Here is a 12,735-nt window from a genome sequence, read left to right as displayed (position 1 = left end):
GAAAGGGACAGCCCATGCCCTCGAAGACCAGGGAAAGCGCAGTGAGGCTCCGATCCAGATTCACCTATTTGGTTGCCGCCGTCGTTGTCGCAGCATCGACCATCTATGTGGCTTGGAGCATCGTCGCCCAAGATGCGGCCGCAGATCAGGCAGCACTCCTTGAGGCCCGCACCATTGATTTGCAGATGCAGGCCGCATGGCGCTACATAGGCGGCATCCAAGACGAGATCAACTACGACGCCGATGGAAGCTACAACTTCAAGGGAATCTACTGCGCCACAGCGGCAAAGAGGATAGCGAAAGATTTCACCGACAGCTCATCTGACTATGCCATTCGCTACGTTCGCGACAACCCGCGCAACCCCGAAGATGAACCCGATGCGTTCGAGACTGAAGCGCTCCAGGCATTCCGCAATAGCGGGACCACAGAGTATTACGGAAAAGACGTTGTAAACGGACAGCCCGTTTTCAGATACGTGTCTCTGCTGACCGTTGAAAAAAGCTGCCTTTCCTGCCACGGCGAACCAGCTGGATCGCGTGACGAGACGGGATCTTACCGCGAAGGCTTCAAAGAGGGCGGGATAGCCGGGGCCGCTAGCATCGTCGTTCCGCTGTCGGCTCATAGGGAGGAGGCGCTCGCGAAATCGGTGCTCACCATCGCCTTTTTCAGCATCATGCTGGCCGTCACTATCGTGTTGGTAAGGTGGGCTCTGAAAAAATGGGTCATCGACCCTGCCGACGAAACGAACGCTCGCCTCGAAGAAGACAATGCGGCCAAAACGGATTTTCTCACCCTCGTCAGCCACGAACTGAAGACGCCGCTCTCCTCGATCATCGCCTTTGCAGACATTTGGCAAAGCTCCGAAAAGGAGCGCCCGCCCGACGAACAGTATCTGGTAGAAGAGGTCAGGGACAACAGCAAGGTGCTTCTCGGCATGGTCAACAACATCATCGATATGGCTCGCGTGGAATCGGGAAAGTACAAAACCTCAGCCGAGGAAGTCGATATCGTCGACATCATGAATGCGGTCAAAGCCACCGCCGATCCACTCGCTATAAAGAAGGGCATATCTCTTTGGTTCGAGGCAATGCCAGGCATTCCCATCGTCCTCACTGACTGGGAGGCAGTTCGTAAGATACTGACCAATTTGGTTGGAAACGCCCTGAAGTTCACTGATGCAGGAGGATCGGTGACCGTTTCTGCGAAAACCGATGATTCCGGCACGCTGACCGTCGAGGTTTCCGATACGGGATGCGGGATTGCCCAAGAAGACCTGGCGCTTATTTTCGATCGATTCGGTCAAGCGTCATCAACCCACCCCGAGGGTGAGCAGGGCAGCGGATTGGGCTTGTCGCTCTCGCGGCAACTGGCCGCCATGATAGGGGCGACACTCGAAGTGACGAGTCAGCCGGGAGAGGGAAGTACGTTTTCCCTCCGATTTCCAGTCAGCGCGAACGCGCCGCACAAGGACTGAGACCGGCGAGAAGAAACAAGGAGAGAGACATGCAGAGAGTATTGATCGTGGATGACGACAAGAGCCTCAGATCGGCATTGTCAATCATGCTCGGCAATGCCGGCTACGCCACCTCTGAGGCAAAAGACGGCATCGAAGCTCTGAAATCCTTTGATGACCAGCACCCAGATCTTGTCATCATGGACATCATGCTGCCGCGCCTCAACGGCATCGAGGCATGCTCGGTCATCAGAAAGATGTCCCCCGAGGTGCCTCTCCTGTTTCTCTCAGCCAAAAACACCATCTCAGATAAAGCGGCCGGATTTCATAGCGGCGGCGACGACTACCTGACGAAGCCCTTCAGCCAAAAGGAGCTGCTCTTGCGTGTCGAGGCCCTCTTGAGAAGAGCATCCCGCACGACCCAATTGTCACAGACCCCCATCGAGATCGGGAAGCTGTCTATCGACCCCCATCGTCGCGAAGTGAAGATGGAAGGCAGCCCCGTTTCCCTCACGCCGAAGGAGACCGATATCGTCTTTCTTCTCGCATGCAATGCAGGCCGCGTCTACACACGCGAGGAAATAATCGCAGAGATTTGGGGGGCCGAATACGTGGGGACGTCAATCAGCATCCCCACGTATATTCGCCATATTCGAGAAAAAATCGAAGAGAATCCTGCGGAACCGAAACACATCCAAACAGTGGGGCGACTCGGCTATCGCCTGGGAGATTAAGGCGCACGGCAACACGATTTCGCAGCAGACTCTCTGGTTTGCTTTCCGCCCGCCCTACCCCCACACTTCGCGCATGTAGGACCAGCGCTCGTCGCGGGCGCGCTCGATGAGGGCCAGATCGGCTCCGTCGTCGGCGGAGAAGCGACCTTGGTGGCGCAGGTAGGGCTCGATGGGTTTGAACTGCTTGGGGTCGCGGTTCAGGCGGAACGCGCCGCCGGGCGTGCCCGTGAGCGCTGGGCCCTCGTACTCGGCGAGGTACCACAGGCCCGTATCCACGATCTCCTTCGCCACATCCACCATGTCAGCCGAGGGAAAGCCCCAGCCCACGGGGCAGGGTGCCATCACGTGGATGAAGCGGGTGCCCTTGATATCGCGCGCCCGCTCCACCTTCTTGGTGAAGTCGTTCAGATACCCCACCGAGGCCGTGGCCGCGTAGGGGATGCGGTGGGCCGCCACGATGTCGAACAGGCTCTTCTTCTGCGTGAGACAGCCGTGCTCGCGCTTTCCGGCCGGCGTGGTCGTGGTGGAGGCGCCGAAGGGGGTGAGGCTCGACTTCTGGATGCCCGTGTTCATGTAGGCCTCGTTGTCGTAGCAGATGTAGAGCACGTCGTCATTGCGGTCGATGACGCCGGAGAGCGCCTGCAAGCCGATGTCCGCCGTGCCGCCGTCGCCGGCGAAACCCACCACGGTGACGTCCTCGGGCGCCGCCCCCTGGGCGCGCAGGCCCGCCTCGATGCCCGAGAGCACCGCCGCCGTGGCCGCAAAGGGCGTGATCATCGCGTTGTTGCCGAAGGCCAACTGGGGGAAGTTGAAGCCGGTGGCGCTCATGCAGCCGGCGGGTAGCGCCGCCACCGCATGGGGGCCGAGCACCTTGAGCGCCTGGCGCACGGCCAGGGCGCCTCCGCAGCCGGGGCACGCCTTGTGCCCGTAGAAGAACTCCTCGTCGGTAATGGTGCGCGCGTTAACCGTCATCGCTGGTCCTCCTCTCCCTCTTCGATGCCGAGGAAGACGATCTCACCCGAGGCGCCCTCCCCCGCTGCCAGCGCTTCCAGGCGCGCGAAGGCGCCGCGCACGGCCTCGCGGCTGATATCGTCACCGCCGAGGCCGCCGATGAAGTTCGCGCTCGGTCGCGCGATGCCCGCACGGGCGAGCGACGCCAGCACATTCGCGTACACGGTGCCGGTGCCGCCGAAGGAGATGTCCTGTTCCAACACGCCCACGGCCGCCGCGTCGGCCAACGCCCGAACGAGAGCGGCGTCGGGCATCGGCCGCAGGTAGCGGATGCGCAAGACGCCTGCCCGCTTGCCCGCCGCTCGCAGCTCGTCGGCCACATCGCGGGCAAGGCCGGCCGCCGAGCCCAGCGTGACGAGCACGAAATCGGCGTCCTCGCAAAGGTAGGCGTCCACCATGCCGGGATACGCCCGGCCGAACATCTCGGCGAAGCGCGCCTCCACCTCTTCCACCACCGCCTCGGCGGCCAGCATGTCGCGGTGGTGCCAGTACTGGTAGTAGCGATTGAAGTCCGGGCCGGCTGAGTAGCCGATGTTCACGGGGTTCTCGAAGTCGAACTTGTTGGCCGTGCGGTAAGGCGGCAGGAAGGCGTCGGCCTCATCGGCGGTGGGAACCTCCACCGACTCGTAGGTGTGGGTGAGCGCGAAGCCGTCCACGTTCACCATCACCGGCAGGCTCACGCGCGGATCCTCCGCCACGGCATAGGCCATGAGCGCCAGATCGAGCGCCTCCTGGTTGTTCTCGGCGTACACCTGGATCCAGCCATGATCGAGCAGCGACAGCGAGTCGCGCTGGTCGCCGTAGATGTTCCAGGGCAGCGCGAGCGCGCGGTTCGCGTTCATCATCACGATGGGGAACCGGCCGCCCGAGGCGTAGGTGAGGCACTCGGCCATATACAGCAGCCCCTGGGACGAGGTGGCCGTGAACGTGCGCGCACCCGTAGCGGACGCGCCGATGGCGGCGGAGAGCGCCGTGTGCTCGCTTTCCACGTGCAGGTACTCGCAGGCGAGGCTGCCGTCCTCGACCATGGAGGCGAGCGCCTCCACGACCGTGGTCTGGGGCGTGATGGGATAGGCGGAGATCACCTGGGGCCGGGCGAGCCGCACCCCCTCGGCGAAGGCCTCGTTGCCGGAAAGGAACTTCCTCATGCCGCGCCTCCCTTCCCAGTGCGGGTTTCGGGAATCTCGATTCGCTCAGACAGTCCTCGCTTTGGGGAACAGGACATTAAGTCCTGTTCCCGTCGCTGCGGAACTCGCTCGGTCGAGACACCCGAAACCCCGGCAACGCCACTCGAAGGCGAGGTCTCGTCCAGGGTCTCGGCCGTCTCGGAAGCGCCCTCGTTCTCGCCCGCATGTTCGTCCACCATGGCGATGCAGGGCACGGGACACACCTTCGCGCACACGCCGCAGCCCTTGCAGAAATCGTAGTCGACGACGACGGCCACGCAGGCGCCCTCGTCGTCGCGCACCTTTGCGATGGTGCCGTCAGGACAGTACATATAACAGTTGAGGCAGAGCGTGCACTGCTCAGCGTCGATGACGGGGCGCACGCTGCGCCATCCGGCGTTCACCGAGGTGAGGTGCCCCGCCTCAAAGCAGGTGGAGCGGGCGAACTGGCTCGGGCGCACGGCCAGGCCCTCACGCAACGTGGGCGTGAAGGGGCGGCGGCTCTGACTAGCAATCGCGGACATCGAAATCCCTCCCCTCTCCCTCGACGAGCATCTCGGCGGCCAGCGAGAACATGGCGTCCTTCTCGGAAAGCACGGCGGTCACATCCGTCGCCGCCTGCTCGGCGGCCACCAGGTCGCGCGTGGCGGCGATCTCGCGGGAGGCCACCTCGGCGAAGGCGGCATCCGCGATGCGTAAGTTCTTCGCGTGCAGCTTCTCGGGCATGGTGGCACAGATGCCGGCATGGATGTCCTCGATGGTCACGGCCGCCGTGAGCGCGGGAATGGCCCCGAGAAACACCGTGTTGGGAATGGGGCGGCCGAGCACGGCAGCGGAAATGCCATCGGCGTCGATTCCCAGAATGCGCGGGTCGTCAAGGGCCCGCTTCGTGTTCAGCAGCATGAGGCCGCCGGGGGCGAGCTCGTCCTCCCAGCCGTCTTCCACGAGCGTCTCGTCCAAATAGATGACGAACGCGGCCCGATGCACGGCGCTGCGGTCGCCAATGGGAGCGGTGTCGATCTTCGTGAACGCCCGCATGGGGGCGCCACGCCGCTCGGGGCCGAAGGTGGGGAACGCCAGCGCATAGGCGCCTGCCGACAGCGCTGCGGCCGCCCCCAGGCACCGGGCCGCCGTAAAGGCCCCCTGCCCACCCCGGGCATGCCAAATGAATTCCAGCATAGTGGTTCCTTACGTGAAAAGAAAGGGACGGGTCTCTCGCCCGTCCCTTCATTATACCTGTCGTTGCCTCACTGGCAGCATCGCTCTTCTCTATCGGTTCGCGTACAAGTCCAAGCTGCGTGCGAGATGGCTTACGAAGCGCTCGCCCATGACGGAGAGCTCGCGGTTGTCGGCGGTCACGTAACCCAGATGCAGCTTGAGGTCGGTCTCAAGCGGGATGGTGGTGAGCGCGCTGCCGTCGGTGATGCCCACGAGGATACCGCTCGTCACCGTGTAGCCGTTGATGGCCATGATGAGCTCGGTGAGCGACGCGCGGTCAGTGCAGGCCACCTTCTTGGCACGCGGCACCTGCGAGAGCGCCTCCTCGTAGAAGGCAATGGGCGCGTCCTCGCCCTGGTCGAAGTACACGTAGGGGAAGTCGGCCAGCTGCTCCAAGGTGAGGCTCTTCGCGTTCACGAAGGGGTGGCTTGACGGCAGGGCCACGAGCGGCGCGGAGACGGCCAGCTCGTGGAAGGCGAGCCCCGCCTCGGCCAGCGCCTCGTTCAGGGCGCTTTCCGTCTCGGAGGTCTGCATGATGACGCCCAGCTCGGCGGCCCCGGAGGCCACGTCGTCGATGACGCCCTGGGTCGTGCGGTCTAAAAGCGCGTAGGAGAAGGCGTCGCCGCCGGCCGCCAGGATGGTGTGGGCGAAGGACTGCACGTCGAACAGGTAGTGCTGCCCGGAAATGGCGAAGTCGTAAGAGGTCATGTAGGTTCCCTTCTTCGGTGGGATCTCTTCAAATGAAATGATACCCGATGGCCGAACAAAGCGTCCCGCCCGGCCATCGGTTTGCGCGTTCGTTGCCTACTTCGCGCTGCCGCGCTCGTCGATGAAGCGGCTCGCCTTGTGCTCGGAAGACGTGCCGAGCTTGCCGGCGTCGTAGACGATGACGCGGGCCGGCTTCACGCCGGTGTGGGCCTTCAACGCGGCCGTCACGCGGGCAGCCACGGCGTCGAAGGGCTCATCGGAGCCCTGGGCGCGCTCCACGGACACCTCGTAACGGGTGGAGAAGTTCTCGTCGTACACGCGGATGAGGTACTCGCCGGTGAGGCCCTTCTCGGCGCGCACCACGTACTCCACATCGGAGGGGAACACGTTCACGGCGCCCACGATGAACATCTCGTCCTTGCGGCCGGTGATGTGGATGCGGCCCAAGGTGCGCCCGCACTCGCACTTCTCGGTGGAGAAGTAGCCGATATCTCCGGTGCGGAAGCGGATCATGGGACGAGCCTTCTTCATGAGCGTGGTGTACACCAGCTCGCCCACGCTGCCCGGCTCGAGCACCTCGCCGGTGACCGGGTCCACCGTTTCCACGAGGATCTGGTCCTCCACGATGTGCAGGCCATCCTTCGCCTCGCACATGGCCGCGCAGGCGCCGTAGATGTCGGAGAGCCCGAAGAAGTCGACCACCTTCGCGTCCCACAAGTCCTCGATGGCCTCGCGGGTGCTCTGGATGGAGCCGCCCGGCTCGCCGGCCACGATGATGGTGTGGATGGAGAAGTCGGTGCGCGGGTCGAGGCCCTTCTCCTTGATCTTCTCGCCGAGCGTCCAGGCGTAGGACGGGCTCGTCCAGATGATGGTGGGCTGGTACTGCTGCAGCACGAAGATGAGGCGGTCGCTCGGCACCGCGCCCACCCAGATGGCGAGCGCGCCCAAGCGCTGGGCGCCGATGACGTCCGGGCCACCCACGTACAGGGCGAAGTTCAGGCCGTGCACGTAGCGGTCGGTCGGGCGCATGCCGGCCTGCCAGAACAGCCGCGCCTCGGTGTCTTGCCACAGATCGAAGTCCTCCTGGGTAAAGGGGCTCACCGTGGGCACGCCCGTGGAGCCGGACGAGGTGGCCATGAAGATGACGTCCTCCTCGGGCACCGAGCACATCTCGCCGAAGAAGCTGCCCACGTGCTGGGTCTCGCGCTCGGTCTTCTTGTCGATGAAGGGGAACTTCTCCAGATCCTTCAGGGTCTTGATGTCCTCGGGTTTCACGCCGGCCTCGTCGAAGGAGCGCTTGTAGTACACCGTGTTGTCGTAGGCGTAGCGAACCATCTCCTGAAGGCGCTCAAGCTGCATGGCCTCCAGTTCGGCGCGCGGCATGCACTCGATCTCGGGATCGTAGTACTTCTGGTCGTAGGGAATGTTCTTCTTCGCCATCACTGCTCCTCGTTCGGGTTCGGTCTTCCGGATGTCGGGCGCGGATCGCCCGACTGGATAGCGCCGAGCGACCAGCGCCCGGCGGGGTTTCGTGGGTCAGTATGATGCCCGAAGCCGCCCGCGCGCACAAGGGGAAACGGCATACGGAATAGGAAAAGCCCGCCATCGGCGACCCCGATAGCAGGCTTTCATCTGGGAAAATAATTGGGCAGGGCGTGGGTGCGGGATTGTCCCCCGCGCGCAGGTTGCGCAGCGAACGGAACAGCCCAGTGGACGGTGGAGCCGAGCGAGCCATTGCTTGAGCACGGGGGATAATCCCGTACCCACGCCCGGACGACCTGCTATATCCCCATCGTCCCTTGAGCAGCCATCACGGCCTGGGACATCTGGTAGGACAGCGCCACCACGCCCACCAGCACGATGGTCACGACGATCTTCACCGCCACGTGCCACGTGCAGGCGCCGCGCCACATGAGCACGAGCCCCACGGGCCACAGCACCACGAGGAAGAAGATGATCCAGAAGGTCTGGTCGTACCACTTCTTCTCGTCTCCCGTCCCCACGATGTCGTTGGCGTTCTCGCGCGTGCGCCCCTGGCCGCGGTGCGTCCAGTCGCCGTAGCTGTTGCCGTTCTCGTCTTTGAAGATGCCCATGGTTGCTCCTACTCGGCGAGCTTCTTCGCCAAAAGCTCGTTGATGATCTTGGGATTGCCCTGGCCGCGCATGGCCTTCATGCACTGGCCGACGAAAAAGCCGATGACCTTGGTGTTGCCGTCGCGGTAGCGGGCCACCTCGTCGGGGTTGGCGGCGATGACCTCGTCCACCACGGCCTCGATGGCGCCGGTGTCCGACACCTGCTTCATGCCGCGGGCCTCCACGATGGCCTCGGGGTCGGCGTCCTCGTCCATGATGGCCGCGAACACCTCCTTGGCCTGCTTCGAGGAGATAGTGTCATCCGCAAGCATCTTCACAAGCGAAAGCGCCCGGGCCGCCGTCAGCGGCGTGTCGGCGAGCAGCGTGCCCTCGTGGGCGTTCAGCCACGCGGCCACGTCGTTGATGATGAGGTTCGCGAGCGGTTTGGCGAACTTGCTGCCGTCCGCCTCGGCTTTCGCGAGCGCCATGCACTCGTCGAAGAAGTCGGCCGTGGCGCGGTGGTCCACCAGATGGCGCGCATCGTAGGAGGTGAGCCCGAAGTCGGCGGCGAATCGCGCGGCCTTCTGGTCGGGCAGCTCGGGCAGCTTCGCCCGCACGCCTTCGATGAACTCGTCGGACAAGTCGTAGGGCGCCAAATCCGGCTCGGGGAACAGCCGGTAGTCGTCGGCCGTCTCCTTCACGCGCATGACGATGGTGCGCTTGGCGGACGGATCCCAGTGGCGCGTCTCCTGGTAGATGACGCCGCCCTCCTCGAGCACCTCGGCCTGACGGCAGATCTCGTAGGCCAGCCCGTCGTGCAGGTTCTTGAACGAGTTCATGTTCTTCAGCTCGGTCTTGGTGCCGAACGCGGTGGTGCCGCGGCGGCGCAGCGACACGTTGCCGTCACAGCGCAGGGAGCCTTCCTCCATGGAGCAGTCGGAGATCCCTAAGGCCAGATAGATCTGGCGCAGCTTCTGCATGAACAGGCGCGCCTCCTCGGGCGTGCGCAGATCGGGCTCGGTCACCAGCTCGATCAAGGGCGTGCCGGCGCGATTGTAGTCCACGAGCGATTGCGTGGCCCCGGCGATGCGACCCTCACCGCCGCCGAGGTGCACCATCTTGCCGGCGTCCTCTTCCATGTGGATGCGCGTGATGCCCACATGCGCCACGTAGCCGTCCTCGGTGCGCGTGATGTTGCCCTCCGTCTCGCCGGGGGCGAGCGCGTCCAGGCGGTAGCGCTCGGTCGCGCCCCGACCGTCCACGTCCAGGTCGAGGTGGCCCCGCATGCAGAACGCGATGGGGCCCTGGGTGGTCTGGAAGTTCTTGGCCATGTCGGGGTACATGTAGTTCTTGCGGTAGAACATCGAGTGCTTCTCGATGTCGCAGTTAGTGGCAAGGCCCGCCAGCACGATGGACTCGATGGCGGCGCGGTTGGGCACCGGCAGCGCGCCGGGAAGCCCCAGGCACACCGGGCAGGTATGGGTGTTGGGAGCGGCGCCGAACTCCAGCTTGCAGCCGCAGAACATCTTCGTCTCCAGCGTGGTCAGCTCCGCGTGAATCTCCAGGCCGATGACGGCCTCCCAGGTCTCGAACACCTCTTCGAGCGTCTTCATTTACGCACCCACCTTTCCGTCGGCAAAATCGGGGGCGACCGGAGCCGGGCCGTAGTGCTGCTCCAAGGCCGCCGCCGCCCGGAACATGTTCTTGTCCTTGAAGGGGGGCGCGATGATCTGCACGCCCACCGGAAGGCCCGTGTCGGCGCCGAGGCCGACCGGGAACGACAGGCCGCCGTTGCCGGCGATGTTGATGGAGATGGTGAACATGTCCGCGAGGTACATCTCGGTGGGATCGCAGATCTCGCCGATCTTGAACGCCGTGGTCGGCGCCACCGGCGAGAGGATGACATCCACCTTCTCGAAGGCCGCCGCATAGTCACGCGTGATGAGGGTGCGCACCTGCTGAGCCGGATAGTAGTACTTGTCGTAGACGCCGGCGGACAGAAGGTAGCTACCGAGCATGATGCGGCGGCGCGCCTCGGGGCCGAAGCCCTTCGCGCGGCTCGCCTCGTACTGGCTAGCCAGATCCTTGTGGCCCGGGTCGCAGTAGCCGTAGCGCACCGAGTCGAAGCGGGCCAGGTTGCTGAAGGCCTCGCAGGGGCCGAGCACGTAGTAGGCGCTCATGGCGGCCTGGGCGTGCGGAAGCTCCACTTCCACCAGTTCCGCGCCCATATCCTGAAGAACAGCCGCGGCCTCTTCCACCTTCGCCCGCACCTCGGGCGCAAGACCGGCCGCCTCCATGAACGCGGGAACGATGCCGATCTTCATGCCGCGCGCGCCCTCAGCGAGGTTGGCCGTGAAGTCCACGTCGCACGGCTGGCTCGTGCAGTCCAGCTCGTCGCGGCCGGAAAGCGCGTTCAGCGCGAGCGCCGCATCCTCCACCGAACGGGCGAAGGGGCCCACCTGGTCGAGCGAGCTGCCGAAGGCCACCACACCGTAGCGCGACACCACGCCGTAGGTGGGCTTCACGGCCACCAGACCGCAGAACGAGCCCGGTTGGCGGATGGAGCCGCCCGTATCCGACCCGAGCGACACCGGCACAAAGCCCGCCGCCACGGCCGCGGCGCTTCCGCCCGAGCTGCCGCCGGGCACGCGCTCGACATCCCACGGGTTGAAGGTGGGGCCGAAGGCGGAGGTCTCGGTGGAGCCGCCGAAGGCGAACTCGTCCATGTTCAGCTTGCCGATGGGAAGAGCGCCGGCGCGCAGCGTCTTTTCCACGCAGGTCGCCGTGTAGGGGGACACGTAGTCGCGCAGCATGTTCGAGGAGCACGTCGTGTGCGTGCCCGTGAGGTTCAGGTTGTCCTTGTAGCCCACGGGAACGCCCGCGAGCGGGCCCATCTCGGCGAGGCGCCCCTCAGCGACGGCCGCGTCGATGCGAGCCGCCGCGTCGAGCGCGAGTTCCTCGGTGGTTTCCAGGAAGGCATGCACCGCCCCGTCGGCCTCGCCGATGCGCTCGAAGGTGCCGCGGGCCACCTCGGCGGCCGAGAACTCCTTGGCGGCGAGACCGGTTTGAATCTCGCGAATGCCCATTTCTCCGAAGGTGCGCGCCATTAGCGATCGCCCCCTTCCCCCAAGATGGACGGGATGAGGAAGCTGCCATCTTCCTGCTTGGGCGCGTTTTCCAGCGCCACTTCCTGGGTGAAGCTCCCGCACACCTCGTCATCGCGCATGACGTTGGACAAGTCGCCGATGGGATGGAACGTCGGCTCGACCCCGTCGAGGTCGAACTCGGTGATAGGCGCCAGGCTGTCGATGATGGCGTTCAGGTCGGCCGTCATGGCGACGACCTCCTCCGCGTCAAGGCCAATGCGGGTGTATTCCGCGATGCCCCGCACATCAGCCTCGGAAAGATGCTGCGTCATGAATCGCGCTCCTTCTCTGGGAGCGGCCGCGCCGTGGCGATCGGCACTCCCCGGTTCGTTAAGTCAACCGCTCCATGATAGCAAAAGGCGCGCCACCAGCGCGCCCCGCGCCCACCGAGCGCGAAGATTTAACAGAGCGGGCGACTCACAGTCCGCGCATTCGGGCGGCCTCCCGCAAAGACGCTTCAGTGATCGACTCGCCTTGGGGCACGTAGACGGCCAGGCAGGGGAAGCTCGGCTTGGCGGACATGAGCGCGCCGGACGGCAGGCCGAAACGCTCTTCCAAGCTGGCGAGCACGTGGCGCACGTTGGCCTTGGTCATGCCGGCGCGGCGCAAGGGCGACACCACCCCGGCCTCGGCCAGCGCCTTGAAACCGGGGCGCCGCTCGGGGTCGTCGGTGGCGTTGGTGCCGTCGACGATCACCGTGAACCCGTCAGCTGCCGCGGCCCGGCGCACTTCCCCGAAGATGAAGCGCTTGCAGCGGTAGCAGCGGTCGGCGGGATTCGCGCAGATAGCCTCCTGAGCCAGCACGTCCGCTTCCACTACCGTGAGGGGCACATCCAGCGCCGCCGCCACAGCACGGGCGTCATCAAGCTCGAAATCGGGCTGGAAGGCGGTCTTCACCAGATAGGCGCGCACCTCGCACCCCGCCAGCTTCGCCGCCGCCAGAAGCAGCGCCGAGTCGCAGCCGCCCGAAAAGGCCACGGCCAGCTTTGGCTCGCGCAGAAGATACATCTCCAGCGGCTCTCCGAACAGGTGCTGTCCCGGCCCCACGTCCTCGGTGTCCTCGGCGACGACGCTTTCGAAATCCACCGCCGTTTCCACGCTCTTTTCCTCGATCTCTGCGACTTTCGTTACTTCCATACTCGCCTTCTGTACTATATCGGGCGACGCGCCGAAGCCACACACCGCCCGATTCGTTCTCTTCTATGCTCTGCCCCTCAAGGAGCAGC

13 protein-coding genes are annotated in these 12,735 nt (G+C 64.7%); 2 read left to right on the top strand and 11 right to left on the bottom strand.

The annotated features are described in order from the left end of the window. Window positions 1-14: 14 nt before the first annotated feature. Together AEQU_RS03890 and AEQU_RS03885 are read left to right on the top strand one after the other, a co-directional pair. Window positions 15-1,475 (top strand): ATP-binding protein, encoded by a 1,461-nt coding sequence (locus AEQU_RS03890; protein WP_022739629.1) that lies wholly within the window; start codon window positions 15-17, stop codon window positions 1,473-1,475. 29 nt (window positions 1,476-1,504) lie between these two features. Further along, complete coding sequence (locus AEQU_RS03885; protein ID WP_022739628.1) at window positions 1,505-2,188, top strand: response regulator transcription factor; 684 nt, start codon at window positions 1,505-1,507, stop codon at window positions 2,186-2,188. Between the two features lie 54 nt (window positions 2,189-2,242). On the opposite strand, the gene AEQU_RS03880 is transcribed toward AEQU_RS03885, so the two are convergent. From AEQU_RS03880 to larE, 11 genes are all read right to left on the bottom strand, one after another. After that, entirely contained in the window at window positions 2,243-3,160 is a 918-nt protein-coding gene (locus AEQU_RS03880; protein ID WP_022739627.1) for a thiamine pyrophosphate-dependent enzyme, read from the bottom strand. Further along, on the bottom strand, window positions 3,157-4,347 hold the full coding sequence (locus AEQU_RS03875) for a transketolase C-terminal domain-containing protein (RefSeq protein WP_022739626.1): 1,191 nt from the start codon (window positions 4,345-4,347) through the stop codon (window positions 3,157-3,159). The genes AEQU_RS03880 and AEQU_RS03875 overlap by 4 nt, the downstream gene beginning before the upstream one ends. Then, window positions 4,344-4,889 carry a 4Fe-4S binding protein gene (locus AEQU_RS12110; RefSeq protein ID WP_022739625.1) on the bottom strand — a complete coding sequence of 182 codons (546 nt, stop codon included), beginning with the start codon at window positions 4,887-4,889 and terminating at the stop codon, window positions 4,344-4,346. Before AEQU_RS12110 ends, AEQU_RS03875 begins: the two co-directional genes overlap by 4 nt. Further along, on the bottom strand, window positions 4,873-5,544 hold the full coding sequence (locus AEQU_RS03865; RefSeq protein ID WP_022739624.1) for a 2-oxoacid:acceptor oxidoreductase family protein: 672 nt from the start codon (window positions 5,542-5,544) through the stop codon (window positions 4,873-4,875). Before AEQU_RS03865 ends, AEQU_RS12110 begins: the two co-directional genes overlap by 17 nt. A gap of 90 nt (window positions 5,545-5,634) precedes the next feature. Continuing rightward, the gene (locus AEQU_RS03860) at window positions 5,635-6,291 is read right to left on the bottom strand and encodes a LysR substrate-binding domain-containing protein (protein WP_022739623.1); all 657 of its coding nucleotides are present in this window, start codon (window positions 6,289-6,291) and stop codon (window positions 5,635-5,637) included. A gap of 96 nt (window positions 6,292-6,387) precedes the next feature. Further along, complete coding sequence (locus AEQU_RS03855; protein ID WP_022739622.1) at window positions 6,388-7,731, bottom strand: phenylacetate--CoA ligase family protein; 1,344 nt, start codon at window positions 7,729-7,731, stop codon at window positions 6,388-6,390. A gap of 341 nt (window positions 7,732-8,072) precedes the next feature. Continuing rightward, window positions 8,073-8,384, bottom strand: a complete 312-nt coding sequence (locus AEQU_RS03850) for a hypothetical protein (RefSeq protein WP_022739621.1) — start codon at window positions 8,382-8,384, stop codon at window positions 8,073-8,075. An 8-nt stretch (window positions 8,385-8,392) separates the two neighbouring features. Then, complete coding sequence (gatB, locus tag AEQU_RS03845; RefSeq protein WP_022739620.1) at window positions 8,393-9,976, bottom strand: Asp-tRNA(Asn)/Glu-tRNA(Gln) amidotransferase subunit GatB; 1,584 nt, start codon at window positions 9,974-9,976, stop codon at window positions 8,393-8,395. Continuing rightward, window positions 9,977-11,470 carry an Asp-tRNA(Asn)/Glu-tRNA(Gln) amidotransferase subunit GatA gene (gatA, locus tag AEQU_RS03840; RefSeq protein WP_022739619.1) on the bottom strand — a complete coding sequence of 498 codons (1,494 nt, stop codon included), beginning with the start codon at window positions 11,468-11,470 and terminating at the stop codon, window positions 9,977-9,979. Beyond that, window positions 11,470-11,781 carry an Asp-tRNA(Asn)/Glu-tRNA(Gln) amidotransferase subunit GatC gene (gatC, locus tag AEQU_RS03835; RefSeq protein ID WP_022739618.1) on the bottom strand — a complete coding sequence of 104 codons (312 nt, stop codon included), beginning with the start codon at window positions 11,779-11,781 and terminating at the stop codon, window positions 11,470-11,472. The genes gatA and gatC overlap by 1 nt, the downstream gene beginning before the upstream one ends. A 145-nt stretch (window positions 11,782-11,926) precedes the next feature. Next, window positions 11,927-12,646: an ATP-dependent sacrificial sulfur transferase LarE gene (larE, locus tag AEQU_RS03830; protein ID WP_022739617.1), complete on the bottom strand. Its 720-nt coding sequence runs from the start codon at window positions 12,644-12,646 to the stop codon at window positions 11,927-11,929. Window positions 12,647-12,735 lie beyond the last annotated feature (89 nt).

Origin of the sequence: Adlercreutzia equolifaciens DSM 19450 (assembly GCF_000478885.1) — a bacterium.
In the GTDB taxonomy this organism is placed as follows: domain Bacteria; phylum Actinomycetota; class Coriobacteriia; order Coriobacteriales; family Eggerthellaceae; genus Adlercreutzia; species Adlercreutzia equolifaciens.
This window is presented reverse-complemented; position numbering and strand designations above follow the sequence as displayed.

Coding starts and splice junctions, on each gene's coding strand:
- AEQU_RS03890 (WP_022739629.1), top strand. CDS start 15: ATGCCCTCGAAGACCAGGGAAAGCGCAGTGAGGCTCCGATCCAGATTC.
- AEQU_RS03885 (WP_022739628.1), top strand. CDS start 1,505: ATGCAGAGAGTATTGATCGTGGATGACGACAAGAGCCTCAGATCGGCA.
- AEQU_RS03880 (WP_022739627.1), bottom strand. CDS start 3,160: ATGACGGTTAACGCGCGCACCATTACCGACGAGGAGTTCTTCTACGGG.
- AEQU_RS03875 (WP_022739626.1), bottom strand. CDS start 4,347: ATGAGGAAGTTCCTTTCCGGCAACGAGGCCTTCGCCGAGGGGGTGCGG.
- AEQU_RS12110 (WP_022739625.1), bottom strand. CDS start 4,889: ATGTCCGCGATTGCTAGTCAGAGCCGCCGCCCCTTCACGCCCACGTTG.
- AEQU_RS03865 (WP_022739624.1), bottom strand. CDS start 5,544: ATGCTGGAATTCATTTGGCATGCCCGGGGTGGGCAGGGGGCCTTTACG.
- AEQU_RS03860 (WP_022739623.1), bottom strand. CDS start 6,291: ATGACCTCTTACGACTTCGCCATTTCCGGGCAGCACTACCTGTTCGAC.
- AEQU_RS03855 (WP_022739622.1), bottom strand. CDS start 7,731: ATGGCGAAGAAGAACATTCCCTACGACCAGAAGTACTACGATCCCGAG.
- AEQU_RS03850 (WP_022739621.1), bottom strand. CDS start 8,384: ATGGGCATCTTCAAAGACGAGAACGGCAACAGCTACGGCGACTGGACG.
- gatB (WP_022739620.1), bottom strand. CDS start 9,976: ATGAAGACGCTCGAAGAGGTGTTCGAGACCTGGGAGGCCGTCATCGGC.
- gatA (WP_022739619.1), bottom strand. CDS start 11,470: ATGGCGCGCACCTTCGGAGAAATGGGCATTCGCGAGATTCAAACCGGT.
- gatC (WP_022739618.1), bottom strand. CDS start 11,781: ATGACGCAGCATCTTTCCGAGGCTGATGTGCGGGGCATCGCGGAATAC.
- larE (WP_022739617.1), bottom strand. CDS start 12,646: ATGGAAGTAACGAAAGTCGCAGAGATCGAGGAAAAGAGCGTGGAAACG.